This window comes from Haloglomus litoreum (assembly GCF_029338515.1).
GTDB lineage: Archaea > Halobacteriota > Halobacteria > Halobacteriales > Haloarculaceae > Haloglomus > Haloglomus litoreum.
Genome location: NZ_CP119988.1, coordinates 1,991,256 through 2,008,657, shown reverse-complemented (window position 1 = coordinate 2,008,657; position 17,402 = coordinate 1,991,256). Strand labels below are relative to the sequence as shown.

Annotated in this window: 16 protein-coding genes and 1 pseudogene; 5 read left to right on the top strand and 12 right to left on the bottom strand. The window is 70.2% G+C overall.

Translation table 11 applies throughout. The features are described 5' to 3' along the window. Positions 1-49: 49 nt before the first annotated feature. Entirely contained in the window at positions 50-1,747 is a 1,698-nt protein-coding gene (locus P2T62_RS09915) for a phospholipase D-like domain-containing protein (protein ID WP_276261236.1), read from the top strand. A 5-nt stretch (positions 1,748-1,752) separates the two neighbouring features. On the opposite strand, the gene P2T62_RS09910 is transcribed toward P2T62_RS09915, so the two are convergent. From P2T62_RS09910 to P2T62_RS09885, 6 genes are all read right to left on the bottom strand, one after another. Further along, positions 1,753-1,884, bottom strand: a complete 132-nt coding sequence (locus P2T62_RS09910) for a hypothetical protein (RefSeq protein WP_276261235.1) — start codon at positions 1,882-1,884, stop codon at positions 1,753-1,755. 83 nt (positions 1,885-1,967) lie between these two features. Then, positions 1,968-2,969 carry an alcohol dehydrogenase catalytic domain-containing protein gene (locus P2T62_RS09905; protein ID WP_276261234.1) on the bottom strand — a complete coding sequence of 334 codons (1,002 nt, stop codon included), beginning with the start codon at positions 2,967-2,969 and terminating at the stop codon, positions 1,968-1,970. Positions 2,970-3,040: 71 nt separating this feature from the next. Further along, a complete protein-coding gene (locus tag P2T62_RS09900; RefSeq protein WP_276261233.1) occupies positions 3,041-4,741 on the bottom strand; it encodes a thiamine pyrophosphate-binding protein in 1,701 nt (566 codons plus the stop codon). 102 nt (positions 4,742-4,843) lie between these two features. Continuing rightward, positions 4,844-6,169: an outer membrane protein assembly factor BamB family protein gene (locus P2T62_RS09895; protein ID WP_276261232.1), complete on the bottom strand. Its 1,326-nt coding sequence runs from the start codon at positions 6,167-6,169 to the stop codon at positions 4,844-4,846. Positions 6,170-6,328: 159 nt separating this feature from the next. Then, positions 6,329-7,333, bottom strand: coding sequence for a TIGR04024 family LLM class F420-dependent oxidoreductase (locus P2T62_RS09890; RefSeq protein ID WP_276261231.1), 1,005 nt, complete (start codon positions 7,331-7,333; stop codon positions 6,329-6,331). 86 nt (positions 7,334-7,419) lie between these two features. Next, a complete protein-coding gene (locus tag P2T62_RS09885; protein WP_420028449.1) occupies positions 7,420-7,929 on the bottom strand; it encodes a YkgJ family cysteine cluster protein in 510 nt (169 codons plus the stop codon). A gap of 140 nt (positions 7,930-8,069) precedes the next feature. On the opposite strand from P2T62_RS09885, the gene P2T62_RS09880 reads away from it, so the two are divergent. Next, positions 8,070-8,744, top strand: coding sequence for a CRISPR-associated protein Cas4 (locus P2T62_RS09880; RefSeq protein ID WP_276261229.1), 675 nt, complete (start codon positions 8,070-8,072; stop codon positions 8,742-8,744). 41 nt (positions 8,745-8,785) lie between these two features. On the opposite strand, the gene P2T62_RS09875 is transcribed toward P2T62_RS09880, so the two are convergent. The 3 genes and pseudogenes from P2T62_RS09875 to P2T62_RS09865 all read right to left on the bottom strand — a co-directional run. Further along, entirely contained in the window at positions 8,786-9,388 is a 603-nt protein-coding gene (locus P2T62_RS09875) for an L-threonylcarbamoyladenylate synthase (RefSeq protein ID WP_276261228.1), read from the bottom strand. A 6-nt stretch (positions 9,389-9,394) separates the two neighbouring features. Then, complete coding sequence (locus tag P2T62_RS09870) at positions 9,395-9,913, bottom strand: redoxin domain-containing protein (protein WP_276261227.1); 519 nt, start codon at positions 9,911-9,913, stop codon at positions 9,395-9,397. 125 nt (positions 9,914-10,038) lie between these two features. Beyond that, positions 10,039-10,290 (bottom strand): annotated as a pseudogene (locus tag P2T62_RS09865) (glutaredoxin family protein); the annotation flags it as partial. Positions 10,291-10,462: 172 nt separating this feature from the next. On the opposite strand from P2T62_RS09865, the gene P2T62_RS09860 reads away from it, so the two are divergent. Further along, positions 10,463-11,869 carry a hemolysin family protein gene (locus P2T62_RS09860; RefSeq protein ID WP_420028424.1) on the top strand — a complete coding sequence of 469 codons (1,407 nt, stop codon included), beginning with the start codon at positions 10,463-10,465 and terminating at the stop codon, positions 11,867-11,869. 43 nt (positions 11,870-11,912) lie between these two features. Here P2T62_RS09860 and P2T62_RS09855 read toward each other — a convergent pair whose 3' ends face one another. Then, on the bottom strand, positions 11,913-12,422 hold the full coding sequence (locus P2T62_RS09855) for a hypothetical protein (protein ID WP_276261226.1): 510 nt from the start codon (positions 12,420-12,422) through the stop codon (positions 11,913-11,915). 251 nt (positions 12,423-12,673) lie between these two features. Beyond that, positions 12,674-13,861 carry an inorganic phosphate transporter gene (locus P2T62_RS09850; protein WP_276261225.1) on the bottom strand — a complete coding sequence of 396 codons (1,188 nt, stop codon included), beginning with the start codon at positions 13,859-13,861 and terminating at the stop codon, positions 12,674-12,676. 176 nt (positions 13,862-14,037) lie between these two features. Between P2T62_RS09850 and ribH the strand changes: the two genes are divergently transcribed. Together ribH and P2T62_RS09840 are read left to right on the top strand one after the other, a co-directional pair. Beyond that, on the top strand, positions 14,038-14,499 hold the full coding sequence (gene ribH, locus P2T62_RS09845; RefSeq protein WP_276261224.1) for a 6,7-dimethyl-8-ribityllumazine synthase: 462 nt from the start codon (positions 14,038-14,040) through the stop codon (positions 14,497-14,499). After that, complete coding sequence (locus P2T62_RS09840) at positions 14,496-15,644, top strand: pyridoxal phosphate-dependent aminotransferase (RefSeq protein ID WP_276261223.1); 1,149 nt, start codon at positions 14,496-14,498, stop codon at positions 15,642-15,644. Before ribH ends, P2T62_RS09840 begins: the two co-directional genes overlap by 4 nt. Before the next feature lie 16 nt (positions 15,645-15,660). Here P2T62_RS09840 and P2T62_RS09835 read toward each other — a convergent pair whose 3' ends face one another. Further along, positions 15,661-17,346, bottom strand: a complete 1,686-nt coding sequence (locus P2T62_RS09835; protein WP_276261222.1) for a class I adenylate-forming enzyme family protein — start codon at positions 17,344-17,346, stop codon at positions 15,661-15,663. Positions 17,347-17,402: the final 56 nt, after the last annotated feature.

Genomic DNA, 17,402 nt, shown 5'->3' with positions numbered 1-17,402 from the left:
GCGGTCCCCCTCACGTAGATTCAAGTAGGGTCCCGGGACCAACCGCCCCGTGCGGAGTCCCTCGTCCGCGGTACCGCTCGCACGACCGGCCACCGGGTTCCCGACGGGAGCCACGGTACTCCTCGTGGCCGTCCTCGGACTCGTCGCTCCGGCAGCGGGCAGCGTCGGCGTCGCCGGTGGCCCCGAGATGGTCAGCGTCGTTCCCAACCCCACCGCCACGGAGGACCGGGGCGAGTCAATCACCCTCTCGGTGCCGCCAGGGACGGATCTCGGACGCTTCGGTATCGACGACGGCGAGGAGCGCGTCGCCCTCCCGAACCGGACCGTCGGCGGACGCGTCACCCTCACGGCCGCACCTGGTGCCGTGGCCAACCGGACGGCGGGCGGCGGTCTCGACCCTGGGCGGGTCGTCCGGGTCGACCTCCCCGCGCTCGCCAACGGCGGCGAGGAGGTCCACCTGCTCGTCGACGGTGTCGTCGTCGATACGGTGTCCTACCGGGACGCCCCGGAGGGCGAGGTCTACCGGCCCGGAGCCGACGGCTTCCGGCCCATCGGCGCGACGGCCTTCCCGGTCCGGAGCACGGACGGGGGGCGAGCGACGACGTTCGTCCTGCCGGACGCGCCGGGGCCGCCGGTCCAGGCGCTCCGGGCGGCCGACGAACGGCTCCTGCTCGCCGGGTACACGCTCACCTCCGAGCGGGTCGCCGACGCACTCGTCGCGGCCGCCCGCAGCGGCGTCCGCGTCCGGGTGCTGGTCGACGGGGCGCCGGTCGGTGGGCTCTCGCGCCCCGAGGCACGGGTGCTCGACCGACTCGTCGACGCCGGCGTCCGGGTCCGACTCGTCGGGGGCCCACACGCACGCTACGACTTCCACCACCCGAAGTACGCCGTCGCGGACGACCGGGCGGTCGTGCTGACCGAGAACTGGAAGCCGGCGGGCGTCGGGGGCAACGGCTCGCGCGGCTGGGGTGTGACCGTCCGGGACGACGAGACCGCGGCGGCGCTCGCCCGGACGTTCCACGCGGACTTCGACGCTCGCGGGGCTCGCCCGTGGTCCGCCGTCAGGCCGACGTACGACGGCTTCGAGCCGGGCGGGGCCGCCAACGCCTCGTACCCGACCCGGTTCCGCCCGCGGACGGTCCCGGTCGACCACGTCCACGTGCTGGTCGCACCGGACAACGCCGAACGGGCCGTCGTCGAACGGATCGATGCGGCCGAGGAGTCCGTCCGGGTGCTGCAGGCGACTGCCGGGAGCCCCGACCAGCCGTTCGTCCGCGCGCTGGTCCGGGCCGCCCGTCGTGGCGTCCGTGTCCGGGTCCTCCTGAACGGCGTCTGGTACGCCCGCGAGGAGAACCGCGCCGTGGTGCGGGCGCTCAACGAGCGCGCCGCGCGGGAGGGGCTCGACCTCGAGGCGAAGCTGGCCGAGCCACGGGGCCGTTACGGGAAGGTTCACGCCAAGGGGCTGGTCGTGGACGGCGAGCGTGCCATCCTGGGCTCCCTCAACTGGAACAACCACTCGGCACGCGAGAACCGCGAGGTCGTCCTCGCGCTCCGGAGCGAGGGCGCCGCCCGGTACTTCCGGCGCGTCTTCCGGGCCGACTGGCGTGGCGGGGCATGGCGGGTTCCGGTGGGGCTGCTAGTCGCGCTGCTCGGTGCCGTGGCGGGTGCGCTGTGGCTGGCGAGCCGGTTCGAGTTCGAGCAGCGCTCGGGAGTCAGTGTCGACGAGAACGAGCGCGTAGGGTGGTGACCGCCTCAGATGGCGAGAAAGATGGCGTACGGCACGACGAACAGCAGGACGAACATCGCCAGGAGGATGACGGTGTAGCTGACGAGCGTCCCGGCGGCCGTGAACCAGGTCGGGTGGTCGAACTCCTGCAGGTTCATACCATGGCCTGCGTGCGCGCGGGCTTCAACCTACCGTCTCGTGAATGCTCGGCCGGCCGGTCCTCCGTAGCGCTGCAGGACCCTCAGGGCGTCAGGACGGCCCGGCTCTCGACCTCGCCGGCGCGCAGTCGGTCGAGCGTCGCCTGCAGGTCGTCGAAGCCGACCGGTTCGGTCCGCACGTCGAGATCGCCCCGCCGGGCGACGGTCAGGACCTCCCGCAACTCGGGCACGCTTCCCCACTGGACGGTCCGATAGGTCAGCTCCTGCCCCGCGAGCGGGTTCCAGGAGAAGTCGATGGAGCCCCCGCCGATGCCCGCGAGGACGAGGTGGCCGCCGACACCGAGCACGTTCGACCCCCACTGGAGGGTGTCGTCGGCGCCGACGAAGTCCAGGACCGCCGCGACCTCACCTGCGGCGACCCGGTTGATGGCCGAGGGGACGCGCGTCTCGCTGGCATCGACCGTCGCGTCGGCCCCGAGTTCGAGCGCCCGGTCGAGTTTGTCCGCGTCGAGATCGACCGCGACCACCTGTGCCCCGGTCATGGCCGCGAACTGGACGCCGAACTGTCCGAGGCCGCCGATGCCGGTGCAGACGACGGTATCGGCGGGCGTGAGGTCACCGGCCTGCTGGACCGCTCGATACGGCGTCAGCGCGGCGTCGGTCAGCGGCGCCGCCATCCTCGGGTCGAGGCCGTCGAGCGGGAGGACGTACTTCTCCGTCGGGACGCGGAGGTACTCGGCGTAACCGCCATCGTTGCCGATACCGACCCAGTTCGCGAGGTTGCAGAGCTGGTCCTCGCCGCGGTCACAGACAGCGCATGAGCCACAGCCCCAGCCGCCGAACACCGCCACGTCCGTCCCCTCGGCCGTCGCGACACCCTCGCCCGTCTCGACGACCGTACCGGCCACCTCGTGGCCGAGCGTCGTCGGCCGCGGGATGGGCATATCGCCGTCGAGCAGGTGGAGGTCGGAGTGACAGACGCCACAGGCGGCGACCTCGACCAGTACCTCGCCCGGCCCGACATCGGGGCGGTCGACCTGCTCGATCCGCAATCCTTCGTCGGGGTGGAAGCGGACAGCGCGCATAGCTGCCCGTCGCATCCCGCTCGGAAAAGTGTAGGTCCGGTCCGACGGCCTGTGCCCGTCGACCGGACGACTCAGTCGTGGACGAGGACGTCCAGCACGTCCGGGCCGTCGGTCGCGAGCGCCTCCTCCAGGGCGGGGGCGATCTCCTCGGGCGTCTCGACGAGCTGCCCGCGGGCCCCGTGGCTCTCGGCGTTCTTCGGGATGTCGACGTGCGGGTCGAAGTCCATCCCGACGAACTCGTAGTCCGCCTCCGTGCCGCCCATCATCTCCAGCGTGTTGTCCTTCAGGATGCGGTAGTTGCGGTTGTCCGGGACGATGACCGTCAGGTCGAGGTCCAGCGCCGCGGCGGTGTACATCGAGTTCGGGTAGTAGAGGTACGACCCGTCGCCGATGTAGCCGACCACGTCCCGGGGGTCGTTGGTCATCTCCTCGGCGAGCGCCGCGCCGACGCTGGCGGGGAGCCCGTAGCCGAGGCCGCCGCCCTTCGTCGCCACGAACGAATCCGGCTGCAGGTTGTAGCGTGTCAGCAGCGCGAACTTCGAGGTGACGCCCTCGTCGACGATGTGGGTGTTCTCCACGTCGAGCACCTCGCTCATCGTGTCGACGAGTTCCGCCTTCGAGGCGCGGGTGTCGCCCTCGGGCTTCGGGTCCTCGCCGAGCTGTTTCATCGTGCCCGCCAGCATCTCCTTCGTGTTGACGACGTTGTCGACGCGTTCCTGTCGGGTCTCCTCGTCGAGGCGGTCCGCCAGTTTCTCCGCGAGCTGGGTCATCACGCGCCCGGGGTCGCCGATGATGCCGGCGTCGACGTGGTAGTTCTTGCCGACCTCCTTCGGGTCCGGCGAGACGTGGATGGCCGTCGTGTCCTCGTCCAGCAGCGGGCTCTCGTGTTTCAGGAGGGTCGTGTGCGTCGAACAGCCGACGAAGGCGATGGTGTCGGTGTCCATCAGCATCTTCGCGATGTTCTCGCCGGTGCCGACGAACGAGACCCACTGCTCGTGATCGGTCGGGAAGTTGGTCTCGCTGGCGAGGATCTCCCCGTGGACACGTGCGCCGCTGGCCTCCGCCAGGTCGACCGCGGCCTCGACCGCCCCGCGGCCCGAGCGTGCGACGTGGTCGCCCAGCACCAGCACGGGCTCGTCGGCCTCGACGAGCTGGTCGGCGGCCCTGTCGATCTGCGTGGGGTCGCCCGCGCCGGCGTCCGGAATCTCACCCAGCTGCAGGGGGTCGTCGTCCGTCTCCTCCAGCATCACGTCCACCGGGAGCCCGAGGAAGACGGGTCCCGTCGGCGGCGTGAGCGCCGTCCGCATCGCCCGGCGAAGGAGCAGCGGCAGCGCGTCGATGTCGGTCACCTCGGCCGAATCCTTGCAGAACTGCTCGACCAGCTTCTCGAGGTCGCCGTCCAGCAGCGGCTCCTCGTGGCGGAAGTCGAGTTCGTGGTTGCCCGCTGTCACCACCAGCGGGGCGCCGGAGAACTCCGCGTTGAAGATGTTCCCGGTGCCATGTGCGAGGCCGGGCGTGATGTGCAGATTGACCACGCCGACCGGGTTGATGCCCGGGTCGTGGTGCGCGTGATAGCGCCGGGTCTGGGCGTAGCCGGCGGCCATCCCGACCGCGATGTCCTCCTGTAACCCGAGGACGTACTCCAGGTCGCTGTGCGAGAGGGCCTCCATCACCGGCAGTTCGGTCGTGCCGGGGTTGCCGAAGACGTGCTCGACGCCGTACTGTTCGAGGGCGTCCACGAACAGGTCCGCGCCGGTGTAGTCGTCGCTCATACCCCGCCACGCGGACGGCGGACTCAAGTAGTTACCTCCGTGGTTCGGCGCCCGTTTATCACACGACGGCGCCGCGGTGATGTCGGCCGCTCGAACGGGCGGTCACGAGAGGGCGAGCAGTCGCTTCCCGACCACGTCACCCTCGGCGTCCCGGTCGACGACGACCGTCACGTACACCGTCCCACCCGCGAGCGCCAGGCCGGACACGTGGTCGTCGAACCCGAGCGACCAGCGCCGCCCGCCGGATTCGAGGTCGAGCGCGACCAGTCCGCCGTGCCCTTCGGCGGTGTGATCGACCGAGCGGTCGTGGGTCACCGCGACGACGGTATCACCCGCGACGGCGAGTTCGGTCACGCTGTGTGCGAGCGAGCGGCGCCACTGGATCTCCCCGCCGTGGTCGAGCGCGAGTACCTGCCGGTCGCCGAGGCTCGTGACCACGAGGTCGTCGGTCACCACCGGCGGCACCGGGTCCGAGACGGGGTCGGGTGCATCGCGGAGCTCCTCGCCCGGGTCGCGGTCCGGTGGCGACGCCACCGCCCAGCGCTCGTCGCCGTTCGTCCGGGCGAGTGCCCGCAGCGCACCGCCGGGGCGGTCCTCCCGCGAGGCCGTCGCGAACACGAGCGAGTCGGAGACGGCGGGCGAGTGGTAGTACCGGGAGCCGACGACGTTCGAACGGGGCGGCTCCTGCCACTTCCGGGCCGCTCGGCGGTCCGCGTACGCAGGACTGTCGCCATCGGGGTCCTCCCACGGCCACTCCCGGGCCGTCGCGGTCAGGTCCACGGCAGCGACCGTGAACCCCGTCGCGACGTACGCCGTGTCGCCCACGATGGTGGGGTTCGCGCGCGCCTCGTGGCTCGTCGCCCACCGGCGCTTCCCGGTCGCATCGAGCGCCGAGAGGTAGCCGCCGTACTCCAGATAGAGGCGACCGTCGGCGATGGTTCCGCTCGCGGTGTTGGCGCCCTCGCACGGGTCGCCCCGCCACGTCTCCTCGCCGGTGGCGAGGTCCACACCGAACGCACAGTCCGGACCGGTGACGTAGGCCCGCTCCGCACCGAGCGTCGGCGTCGGGTACCCCCACGGCTCCGACGCCGAGCGCCAGACCTCGCTGCCGTCGGTCGCGCGCACCCCGACAGTGAACTCGCGCTCACGGGTCCCGGCGTTCAGCACGACACGCGTCCCCCTGACGACCGGGTCGTGACAGAACAGGAACTCGCGGGACCAGCGCGGCGTCGGCTCGGCGTCCGACACGCTGGCACCGGCGTTGTATCGCGTGTTCCGCCGGTCGTAGCCGTCCGTCGGCCAGTCGTCGGGGCCGGGTGTGGCGGCGGGGAGCGGGACGGGACCGTCGCCGGCGAGTGCCGAGCAACCGGCGAGGCCGGCCGTCGCCGCGAGGGCACCGCTTCGCAGGAGTGCGCGTCGGGAGGGCATCACACGGCGGTTCCGCCACTCCCGGCAAGTGTCTTCCGTTCACCGAGGCCGCGAACACCCCCCAGGACCTACACTCATATGTAGTTATAACACTTTTCACCACGAATACAACACACACGGATAAAATCGAGATAGTAATCCAGATATTCGGGAGAGAATCTATTCAGGTGCCAGCGCCTCGACCGTGTTCAGTATCTCCTCCACCTCCGCGCCGCGGGGGAACGAGACGGAGACGCGGTCGACGCAGTCCATCGCCTCCCACTCGGCGACGCGCTCGCGACACTCGTCGGGCGTGCCGCCGACACAGAGCGTGTCAAGCAGGTCGTCGTCGATGGCCCTCGTCGCGGCGCGCTTCTCGTCCTCCTGCCACAGGTCGTACACCTCGTGGGCGACCTCCTCGTACCCCTGGCGCGCCATGTTGTCGCGGTAGTAGGTTCCCATCCCCCCGATGTAGAAGGCTGCGTGGCCTCTCACCAGCTGACGCGCCCGTTTCCGGTCCTCCAGCGCCATGCACGTCAGGGACAGCGTCACCTGGCCACCGTCGGGGTCCTTCTCGGCGAGTTCGCGCCCGTGCTGGAAGTCCTCGTAGCGCTCGGCGAGGCCCTCCTCGGTGAGCATCAGCGCGTGCCAGCCGTCGGCGAACCGGCCGGCGAGTTCGACGGCCTTCGGCCCCATCCCGGCGGCGTCGATGGGCGGCTGGCGCTCGGGCGGGTCACAGCGGAGGCGGAAGCCGTCGAGGTCGAAGTACTCCCCGTCGTAGGACACCTCCTGCCCGGAGAGCACCTGCTTGATGATGTCGACGGTCTCACGGGTGCGCCGGAGCGGGTTGCCGAAGTCGATCCCGTGCCAGTTCTCGATGACGATGGGCCCCGACGGGCCGACGCCGAGGCGCAGGCGGCCCTCGGAGACCTCCTGCAACGTCGCGGTGGTCATCCCGATGAGCGCCGGCGACCGGGAGTACACCGGCATGATGGACGTGCCGATGCCGATACTGTCGGTTCGCTCGGCGATACTGGTGAGGACGACGGCGGCGTTGCGACCCCAGGATTCGGGGAGCCACGCGCGGTCGTAGCCCAGGTCCTCGGCTGACTGGGCCTGCTCGACGAGCGCGTCGACCGACGGCTGCGCGGCGACCGGGAGGAAGACGTCGCGGTTGGATGCCATGGCAGTACCCCTCGCGGCAGGCTCTTGAATCCGACGCCGGGGGCGGGTCCGGTGCCCCGATGCGGAGCCAGCGGAGACGGAGCGGGCTACAGCTCGATCTCCGTGGTCGGGTCGTCCAGCTCCCACAGCAGTTCCGGGAGGAACGCCTCCAGGTTGTCGACGACCCGGCGTTCGCTCACGTCCAGGCCCTCGCAGTGTTCGTGGGCGCTGTCGCGGATGGAGACGTGGATGTCGCCGCCCTCGACGTGGACCTCCAGCGGGAACACCGAGCAGCGTGCGGGTTTCCAGTCGTGCTCGTCGTGGAGCGCACAGAGGCCATCGTCGCGCAGGAAGTAGCAAGCGGCGCCGTCCTCGCCGACGTGTTCGTCCCGGCCCTTCGGCTCGCGCCGGACGAAGTCCCGACCCCGGGCCTGCGTGACAGGCTCGTTGATGGATTCGCGCGCGGCCAGTTCCAGCAGGTCCGTCTCGTAGAGGAGGACGCCGTGCTGACAGCACCAGGTGCAGTCGTCGACACACTCGAACGTCAGCGAGGGGTCGAACTCCACGACGACCTCCTTGCCGTCGTGGACGGTGCTTCGGAACGGCGGGTCGGGCAGCTCCCCGTGGCCGTCCCCGTCCGCCGTCGCCCCGCGGTCGGCGTCGCTCACGTGGGGCCTCTCGGAGACTGACGGGCAAAGGCGTTCCGTCCCTGATGTCGGCCGAGAGTTCAAATCGGAAGCCGCGACCAGACCCACCGATGCAGGCGTTCTCGGACATCGCGACGGCGGCGTACTGTCCCCGGCAGCTCTACTACCGGCGCAAGCACGCGGACCACGCGGTACCCGAGGAGGTGGCCGCACGGCGCGACCTGGCCTTCCGCTATCCGGAGTTGCTCGACCCGGCGACCAACCTCCGCGAGGAGCCGGTCGACGCGACACCGACGCAGTTCCGCGCGCGGCTCTCGGCGGCGAAGGAACGGCTCGACGCGTGGCCCGCGCTCGTCGACCCCGCGCGGCGGGAGGTGCTGCTGGAGGGAAAGGACGCCCGCGGCATCGCCCACAAGGTCCTCGACGGCGACGGCCCGGCTCCCGAGGCCCCGACCGTCTCGGTCGTCAGCGCGGGCGAACCGCCGGACCGTGGCGTCTGGGAGCCCGACTCCGTGCGCGCGGTCGCGGCCGCGAAGGCGCTCGCCTGGGAGCGCGAGACCGCGGTCGAACGCGCCTACGTGGAGTACCCGGCACACGGCGTGGTCCGTCGCATCTCGCTGGGGACGCGCCGCACGGCCGCCTACCGACACGCGCTCCGTGTCGCGCGGTCGATGGATGGCCCGCCGCCCCGGCTGGAGAACGACGACCGCTGTGCACCCTGCGAGTACCGCGCCGAGTGTGGGACCCGGACGCGGACGCTCCGGTCGTTGCTGGGTGGCGACTGACCGGGACAACGGGGGCGCACCGGTCAGTGACGTAGCCGGACTCAGTTCTCGGCCAGCCACGCCTCGATGGCGTCGATGCGCTTCCCGCGCCGGTGGATGGTGCCCGCCGTCACGTCGACGACGGTACTCCCGCCGCCGAGCGTCCGGCCCCCGTCGACGACGAACGCCCGGTCGCGGACCGCTTCGTCGATCTCGTCGACGCCGCGGGCGCTTCCCTGGCCGCTCAGGTTCGCGCTCGTGGCCGTGACGGGTCGGTCCGCGGACCGGGGCAGCCGCCGCGCGACCTCGTGGTCCGGGACGCGGAGGCCGACCCGCTCGCCGCCGGCGACGAGTTCGTCCGGGACGTGGTCGGTGCGCTCGACGACCACCGTGACCGGGCCGGGGAGGAACCGGTCGCAGAACCGCCGCTCGCGCTCACCGAGCCGGACGTACGGCGCGGCCGCCGGGAGGTCCGGGACGGCCATCGAGAGCGGCTTCGACCGGTCGCGCCCCTTGGCCTCGAAGACGCGCTCGACCGCGGCGGGGTCGGTGGCGTCGGCGCCAAGCCCGTACACCGTCTCGGTCGGGTACGCCACGAGACCACCCGCCCGGATGCGATCGGCGGCGGCCTCGATGACCTCCTCGGGGACTGACGGGCCGGTCATCTGTCCCTACAGGTCCTGGACCGCCGCCTCGACCTCCGAGTACGGCGGGAACTCGGGGTTCTCGCCGGCGGCCCACGCGTACCGGATAGTGCGGTCCTCGTCGAGGACGAAGACGGCCGGCCGGGGCTCGCGGATGCCGGTCATCCCGTCCACGTCGGTCGCGACGCCGAACTCCTCGGCCACCTGGGCCGACGGGTCGGAGAAGAACCGGAACTGCTCGAAGTCGCGCCACTCACGGATGAACCCCTTCAGCTCGTACGGTGAGGAGATGGAGATGCCGACGATCTCGGCGTCCCAGTCGGTCCACTCGTCGTCGCGGATGCGCTGGAAGATGTAGGTCGGCGGGAAGTCGCCGGCCATCTGGTGGAACACGAGGACGACGGGCCCCTCGCCCGTGAGGTCCGACAGCGAGACGTCCTCCCAGAACTCGTCGTTGACGAGCGGTCGGGTGAAGTCGGGCGCCGTCTCCCCGTCCGCGAGCGCGTCCGCCGGTGGGAGTTCGGAGACCTCGAAGCCCAGGTCCATCAGGCTTCCACCTCCTGTTCGTCGGTGTCGGTCTCGTCGGCGTCCTCGTCGGCGCCATCGGACTCCAGGCGCTGCACGTCGTCGCCCGCGGCGTCGGCGGAGACGTGGACCGGCGTCTCCCCGGCGCCGTCGCCGTACGTCTCGTCGAGGTACTCGACGATATTGGCGGACTCGGACATCGTGACGCCAGTGCGTTCGTCGACGAGCGCCGGGACGGTCCGGGCGCCGGTCAGGCGCTTGACCACGTCCCGGCGGGAGTGGCGGGCCTCGACGAACCGGGAACGGTAATCGATACCGAGGTCGTCCAGCTTCCGGACCGCGCGCTCGCAGAACGGACAGGCCTGCAGCCGGTACAGCGTGATGGTCGGATCGCTCATGGGGCAGCGTACGAGCGACCGACCGGTAAGGGTATCGCCCACGGAAGCGACCCGCGCACGGGCCCGCTGGCCATCGTCCGTGAGCCACCAGCCCGACCGCCACGCCATTCGAGGACGCCGACTCCATATGGCAAACCCTTAATCCCGTGGCGGGTCAAAACGGACTATTCCGATGGGTATACGCCCCCTCAGCCCGCTGCTCGCGGAAGCGGCCCTCGACAGCGGTGCATTCCTCCAGACGATGCCCGGCCTCCCGGCCGTCGACGACGCAACCCTGACCACGCTCGGCCTCGTGAGTATCCTCTTTCTCATCATGCTATCGGCCTTCTTCTCCTCCTCGGAGATCGCCATGTTCTCGCTGGCCCCACACCGCGTGGAGTCGCTGCTCGAGGACGACATCCCTGGCGCGGAGGCGATGGCCGAGCTCAAGTCCGACCCGCATCGCCTGCTCGTGACGATTCTCGTCGGCAACAACATCGTCAACATCGCGATGTCCTCCATCGCGACGGGGCTGTTCGCGCTCTACCTCTCGCAGGGCGCGGCGGTCGCCGCCGCGACCTTCGGCATCACCGCGCTGGTCCTGCTGTTCGGCGAGAGCGCGCCCAAGTCCTACGCGGTCGAGAACACCGAGTCCTGGGCCCTGCGCATCGCCCGGCCCCTCCAGATCGCCGAGTACCTCCTGCTCCCACTGGTCGTCCTGTTCGACTACCTCACCCGCGTCGTCAACAAGGTGACCGGCGGTCGCTCGGCGATCGAGACCTCGTACGTCACGCGCGACGAGATCCGTGACATCATCGAGACCGGCGAGCGCGAGGGCGTCATCGAGGAGGACGAGCGCCAGCTGCTCCAGCGCGTCTTCCGCTTCAACAACACCATCGCGAAGGAGGTGATGACGCCCCGACTCGACATGACGGCCATCTCCACCGAGGGGACCATCGAGGAGGCCCTCGAGACCGCCGTCCAGTCCAGCCACGCCCGCATCCCCGTCTACGAGGGATCGCTGGACAACATCATCGGCGTCGTCCACGTCCGCGACCTCGTCAGGGACCTGAACTACGGCGAGAACGAGTCCGAGGACCTCACCCTGGAGTCGCTCATCGAGCCGACGCTGCACGTCCCCGAGTCGAAGAACGTGGACGAACTCCTCGCCGAGATGCGCCAGAACCGGATGCACATGGTCATTGTCATCGACGAGTTCGGGACCACCGAGGGCCTGGTGACGATGGAGGACCTCACCGAGGAGATCGTCGGCGAGATTCTCGAGGGCGAGGAGGAGGAGCCCATCGACTTCCTCGACGAGGACACCGCCCTCGTGCGGGGTGAACTCAACATCGAGGAGGTCAACGAGGCGCTCGACATCGAACTCCCGGAGGGCGAGGAGTTCGAGACCATCGCGGGCTTCATCTTCAACCGCGCGGGCCGGCTGGTCGAGGAGGGCGAGGTCATCTCCTACGAGGGCGTCGACATCCGCGTCGAGGAGGTCGAGAACACGCGCATCATGAAGGCCCGCATCACCGTCACCGACGACTACGGCGTCGAGGACGAGGAGGCGGAGGCCGACGAAGTGGCGACGGACTGAAGGGGGACCTCGGGGCGGCCTCTACTCCTCGGGCGTCCGGCCACTACTGTTCCGCGAGGGCTCGATACGCGTACTGCGCAGCGACCGCAGTGAACGCCGCTCCGAGGCCACCGAGGACGATGGGCGTGAGGTAGTCGCCCACGCCGGGTACGTCGCCGGAGTCACCGCCACCGCCGCCACCCGAATCGCCGGTACTGACGCCCATGACCGTGATGAAGAACGCGAGGACGACCATCGCGATGTGGCCGACGAGGACGGTGACACCCGTGATCCCGTAGCTCTTCAGTCCGAGCGACCGTGCGGTTTCGAGTTCCGCCCGGACACCGCTGATTGCGCCGACCACCGGGCCCGCCATCAGGATGGCGACGAGCGCCGAAAGCAGGAGCAAGCCAGCCACCAGGGATGCCCCGATTCCGCCCCCAGATCCGGACGTCACCGCGTCCAGGAGCGCCCAGCCGCCGATGCCCATCCCGACCCCGGTCGCGAGGAACAGCACCATCGTCCCCTTGACCTGCTGCAGTATCGCACCGATCTCGTGCTGTTGCATCGACATCTCACTCTCGGAATATCAGGCCGATTCACTTCAAACCTCGCAGATATATCGATGGGTCGCCCAATTTCACCATAATCGAGTAGATAATGAGGTAGTTTGGATGGCCCGTCCGGCCCCGAACGCCGTCGGGGCGCCGGCCGGTCGCGACGGTCGGTCCCACGGGGCTCCCCGACACCGGTATGGCTCGGCCGCCGCAGGGCGATAGGGGGTTCACGGGAGTCGGACTCCGTGTTCCGCGTACGCGGCCGCCGTCACAGCACCGCGTCCACGAGAACGAACATCCCGTAGCTGACGGTGAACGCCAGCACGAGCGACCCGACCCACGCCAGCACCGTCTTCACCATCTTCTCGCGGCTCACGCCGGCGCCGCCCGCGGCGTAGCCCGAGCCGATGATGGCCGAGACGATGATCTCGTTGAACGAGACAGGGATACCGAAGAAGACGGCGGTCTGCGCGATGGCGAACGAGGGGATGAGCGCGGCGATGGAGCGGCGCGGGCCGAGCGCGGAGTAGTCCTGACTGAGGGCCTTGATCATCCGGGGGGCGCCGGTCCAGGACCCGGCGAGCAGGCCGAGGCCACCGGCAAGCAGGAGGCCCGTGAGCGGGAGCACGAGTGACGTGTCGTCGAGCAGCGGAAGCAGCGGGCCGAGCGCGAGGCCGACCTGCGAGCCGCCGGCGGAGAAGGCGACGAGGCCACCGAGGACGAGCAGGAAGTGGCGCTGGCCGGCGGCCTCGTCGCGGACGAGGTCCCGCCAGAGGGCCAGCGCGACGATGGCCGCGAGGACAATCGAGACCGCGGCCCGGATGGCGAGTGGCGGGCCCGAGAACTCGGCGGCGATGGTCTCCGCGATGGAGTAGGCCTCGCCCGCCGGCCCCAGGAGGACGAAGCCGACGTTGGCCAGGATGAGGCCGACGACCGCCGCGAGCAGCGGGACCGCCACCCGCTCGGAGACGCGCTCGTCACGCAGCGTCACCGCGGTTCCGTAGGCGATACCGCCGCCGACGAAGGGGACGAGCACCCAGAGGGTCGCGATCTCCTGGTACTTCGCCCACGCCGGGTCACCACCCATCGCCAGCCCCGCACCCACGACGGCCCCCGTGACGGTGAACGCGGTGGCGATGGGGTAGCCCGCGAAGACGCCGATGGCGACGAGGGTCGCGGCCACCAGCAGGCCCACGGTGGCGGCGACCGGCGAGAGCGTGACCCCGACGACCAGCTCCTTCCCGACCGCCTCGGTCACGTTGGCACCCTGCAGGATGGCCCCCAGCAACCCGAGGATGCCGACGATGAACCCGGCCCGCATCACGCTGATGGCGTTCGCACCCACCGCGGGCGCGAAGGGAGTCGAGCCCGAGGAACCGGCACCGATGGACCAGGCCATGAACAGGCTCGCCAGGCTCGCGATCACGAGTGTCACCAGCGTCGCGGTACCGACCATCAGTTATCCGACGCTACTCCGGCACGCCGGTTAAAGGCGCCCATCGACGCGTGGCCGCGAGTCGGCAGCGACGGCCGGCCGGCGCGGGCCCACAGGCCTCCAGAATCCTTAGTGGTCGTTCGGGTCGATTCACACGAAGCGGCAGTTCTATCAGAACCCTCCGCCTGCGACCGGGTATGGTAGCACTCGGACTGGTGGTCGCTCAGTTCAACAAGGAGCGACCGATTACGCACGAGATGGCCGAGCGGGGCCGGGAGGCCGCGGCCGCGCGCGACGCCGACGTCGTCGCCGAGGTTCCGGTCCCCGGCGCGTACGACGCGCCGCTGGCCGCCGACCGACTCGCCCGCCGCGAGGACGTCGACGCGGTCGCGGTGCTGGGTGCCATCGTCACCGGGGACACGAACCACGACGAGGTCATCGGCCACGCCATCGCCCCCAAACTGTCGGATGTCGCCCTCGACCGGGATACCCCGGTCACGCTCGGCGTGACGGGCCCCGGACAGTCGGGGGCCGAGGCAGAGGAGCGGGTCCACGTCGGCGCCGACGCCGTCGACGCCGCCCTCGACCTCGCAGCCGACCTCCCGGAGCCGGGAGTCGACCTCGATGGGTACGACGCGGACGCGGAGGTGGAGGCATGAACTTCGAGTTCGCCGACCGCGTCACGCGCGTCGAACCGTCGGCGACCATCGCCATCTCCAACCTCTCGGCGGAACTGGAGGCCGACGGCGTCGACGTCGTCGACCTCTCCGTGGGCGAGCCGGACTTCCCGACGCCCGAGAACATCGTCCAGGCCGGCAAGGACGCGATGGACGCCGGGCACACAGGCTACGCACCCTCGAACGGCATCCCTGCCCTGAAGGAGGCCATCGTCGACAAGTTCGCGGCCGATGGACTCGAGTACGCCAAGAACGAGATCATCGTCACGCCCGGCGGGAAGCAGGCGCTCTACGAGATCTTCCAGACGCTCATCGACGACGGCGACGAGGTCGTCCTGCTGGACCCGGCGTGGGTCAGCTACGAGGCGATGACGAAACTGGCGGGCGGGAGCATCTCCCGCGTCGACACCTCCCGCCACGGCTTCCAGCTCGAGCCCGTCCTCGACGAGCTGGCCGAGACGGTCTCGGACGACACCGAACTGCTGGTCATCAACTCGCCGAACAACCCGACCGGCGCGGTCTACTCCGACGCCGCGCTCGAAGGGGTTCGGGACCTCGCGGTCGACCACGACCTCGCGGTCATCTCCGACGAGATCTACAAGGAGATCACCTACGGCGTCTCCCCGACCTCGCTCGGCACCCTCGAGGGGATGGGCGACCGCACCATCACGCTCAACGGCTTCTCGAAGGCCTACTCCATGACGGGCTGGCGGCTCGGCTACTTCGGCGCGCCGAGCGATCTCGTCAGCCAGGCCGGCAAACTGCATTCGCACTCCGTGACGTGCGCGACGAACTTCGTCCAGCACGCCGGCGTGGAGGCGCTTCGCAACACGGACGACGCCATCGCGGAGATGCGCGACGCCTTCCACGAGCGCCGTGACATGCTCGTCGACCTGTTCGCCGACCACGGGAAGGAGGTCGCCGTTCCCGAGGGCGCGTTCTACATGATGCTCCCGGTCCCCGAGGACGACCAGTCCTGGTGCGAGGGCGCCATCGAGGACGCCCACGTCGCCACCGTCCCGGGGAGTGCCTTCGGGACGCCCGGCTTCGCGCGCCTGTCGTACGCCGCGAGTTCCGAGCGCCTGCGCGAGGGTGTCGAGCGACTCGCCGAGGAAGGCTACCTGTAACGTCGCGAAGCACTCCTTACAGCTGCTCGCTCGACGCCAGCGGCTCCCCGCCCAGTTCGTCCTCGACCTGCTTCTCGAGTTTGTACCGCTGGACCTTCTGGGTAGCCGACCGCGGCAACTCGTCCACGAAGAACACCCGTCGCGGATGCGCGTAGCTCGCGACGTTCTCCAGCGAGTACTCCCGGACCGTGCGCTCGTCGAGGTCGGCGTCCGCCTCGGCCACGACGAATGCGACCGGTGCCTCGCCCTTCACCTCGTGTGGCGCGGCGACGACGGCGGCCTCGGCGATGTCGGGGTGGTCGTAGAGGGCGTCCTCGACCTCGGCGGGGTAGATGTTCTCCCCACCGGCGATGATCATGTCGTCGGCGCGGTCGACGATCCAGAGGTGCCCGTCCGCGTCGACGCGCCCCACGTCCTCCGTGTGGAACCAGCCGTCGTCGTCGAACACCTGCTCGTTGGTCTCGGGGAGGCCGTGGTAGCCCTCGAACACCTGCGGCCCGCGGACGGCGATCTCGCCCGTCCGTTCGGCCTCGTCCTCGGGGAGGTCGGTGGGTGCCTTCCGCGGGTTCAGCGCCCGCGCGGGGACCACGGTCTCGCGGGTGTCCGGGTCCCGGAGTTCGAGGTCGAGGTTGCGCAGCGGCTGGCCGATGCAGCCCGCCGCCTTGTTCACGGCGGACGAGCGCAGCGTGACGAGGCCGGCGGTCTCGGTCATCCCCCAGCCCTCGCTCATGGACACGTCGAAGTCCCGGGTCAGGTTGCGCTTGGTGTCGTCCGGGAGCGGGGCCGCGGCCGCACCCAGCGCCTCGACCGAGGACACGTCGTAGGCGTCCGGGTTCTCGCTGTACGCCCGGTACATCATCGTGTGGAGCGCGGGCACCGCGGGCACCTCGTTGATGTCGAACTGCTGGATGGCCTGGAGCATCCCCTCGCCGCTGGGACGGGCCTGCAGGACGACCGTCCCGCCGGTGTAGAGGTACTTCCCCAGCACCGTGTTCAGCGTCGGGACGTGGAACAGCGGGAGCACCATCAGCCCCGTCATGTCGGGGTCCGGACTGGGGCCGGAGGTGGCCATCGACTCCTGCACGGAGAGGAGGTTCCGGTGGCTCAGCAGCACCCCCTTCGGCCGGCCGGTCGTCCCCGAGGTGTAGGTCTGGACGGCCACGTCGTCGATGTCGCGTTCGGGCGGGGCGAAGTCGGGGTCGGCCGCGTCGAGCGCCTCGTCGTAGTCGACGACGCCGTCGTCCGGGTCGCCCATCCCCGGAATCCAGCGTGTCGAGATGCCTGCCTCGGCGGCGATGTCGGCGGGCGCGGCGACCGTCGCCCGGTCCGTCTCCATCCCGCCGACGAGCAGCGGCGAGGTGACGAGGTGGTCGGCGTCGGCATCGAAGAGGATGTACGCCAGCGTCTCGGTGTCCATCCGGAGGTTCAGCGGGACCGGTACGGCGCCGGCCCGCATCGCACCGAAGAACGTCTCCGGGAACTGGAGCGTGTTCGGCAGGAACAGCCCGACACGGTCGCCCGACGAGACGCCACGTTCGGTCAGCGCACTCGCGACGCGACTCGCACGCTCGTCCAGCTCCGCGAAGCTCTGGGCCTCGCCGTACTCCAGGGAGACGATGGCGTCCTTCTCCCCGTACCGGTGTGCGCCCATCGCCAGCACGGCGTCGGCGTGCTGGAGCGGGCCACTGTCGTGGTACTCCATGACAGGATCGTCCGTGCGTGCGACACAGCGAGGAATAACTCTACCCCCGCCAGAAG

Bases quoted from the DNA above. Each gene is read 5' to 3' on its own strand.
- P2T62_RS09870 (WP_276261227.1), bottom strand. From the start codon at position 9,913: ATGGACCTGGGCTTCGAGGTCTCCGAACTCCCACCGGCGGACGCGCTC.
- P2T62_RS09875 (WP_276261228.1), bottom strand. From the start codon at position 9,388: ATGACCGGCCCGTCAGTCCCCGAGGAGGTCATCGAGGCCGCCGCCGAT.
- P2T62_RS09890 (WP_276261231.1), bottom strand. From the start codon at position 7,333: ATGGCATCCAACCGCGACGTCTTCCTCCCGGTCGCCGCGCAGCCGTCG.
- P2T62_RS09895 (WP_276261232.1), bottom strand. From the start codon at position 6,169: ATGCCCTCCCGACGCGCACTCCTGCGAAGCGGTGCCCTCGCGGCGACG.
- P2T62_RS09850 (WP_276261225.1), bottom strand. From the start codon at position 13,861: ATGGTCGGTACCGCGACGCTGGTGACACTCGTGATCGCGAGCCTGGCG.
- P2T62_RS09835 (WP_276261222.1), bottom strand. From the start codon at position 17,346: ATGGAGTACCACGACAGTGGCCCGCTCCAGCACGCCGACGCCGTGCTG.
- P2T62_RS09860 (WP_420028424.1), top strand. From the start codon at position 10,463: ATGGGTATACGCCCCCTCAGCCCGCTGCTCGCGGAAGCGGCCCTCGAC.
- P2T62_RS09900 (WP_276261233.1), bottom strand. From the start codon at position 4,741: ATGAGCGACGACTACACCGGCGCGGACCTGTTCGTGGACGCCCTCGAA.
- P2T62_RS09855 (WP_276261226.1), bottom strand. From the start codon at position 12,422: ATGTCGATGCAACAGCACGAGATCGGTGCGATACTGCAGCAGGTCAAG.
- P2T62_RS09910 (WP_276261235.1), bottom strand. From the start codon at position 1,884: ATGAACCTGCAGGAGTTCGACCACCCGACCTGGTTCACGGCCGCCGGG.
- P2T62_RS09905 (WP_276261234.1), bottom strand. From the start codon at position 2,969: ATGCGCGCTGTCCGCTTCCACCCCGACGAAGGATTGCGGATCGAGCAG.
- ribH (WP_276261224.1), top strand. From the start codon at position 14,038: ATGGTAGCACTCGGACTGGTGGTCGCTCAGTTCAACAAGGAGCGACCG.
- P2T62_RS09880 (WP_276261229.1), top strand. From the start codon at position 8,070: ATGCAGGCGTTCTCGGACATCGCGACGGCGGCGTACTGTCCCCGGCAG.
- P2T62_RS09840 (WP_276261223.1), top strand. From the start codon at position 14,496: ATGAACTTCGAGTTCGCCGACCGCGTCACGCGCGTCGAACCGTCGGCG.